Raw genomic sequence first — 335 nt, 5'->3', positions numbered from 1 at the left:
CGAGGTCTTTCGGGTGGCTGGCGTAGGAACCGCCATCTTCGAAAGACCTCGACCTCTATCCCGGCACCGACGCGCCGACCCCGGCCGCGTCGTCCGCTACACCCTCAACTGTGAAGAGCCAACAAACCTTCACTGAGGAGATTCGAAATGAATCGCAGCTTCGCTCTTGCTGTCGTCGCCGTTGCCACGACCGCCACCATGCTCGTGCCGGCCACTGAGGTTCCCCCCGGACCGTAGAGGCATCGACAATGAGGATCGAGATGCCAGAGAAGCGGAAGAAGTACGACCGGGAGTTCCGTGAGGGAGCTGTCCGGATCGTCGAAGAGACCAACAAG

Annotated in this window: 1 protein-coding gene; it reads right to left on the bottom strand. The window is 60.9% G+C overall.

The features are described from left to right. Window positions 1-104 precede the first annotated feature (104 nt). The coding region (locus tag QWY28_RS23365; protein WP_300955313.1) for a hypothetical protein at window positions 105-335 on the bottom strand (231 nt) is incomplete at its 5' end.

It is taken from the genome of Nocardioides oceani (genome assembly GCF_030412965.1).
GTDB lineage: Bacteria > Actinomycetota > Actinomycetes > Propionibacteriales > Nocardioidaceae > Nocardioides > Nocardioides oceani.
Note: the sequence above shows the minus strand (reverse complement) of the source record. Positions and strands in the feature narration are given on the sequence as shown.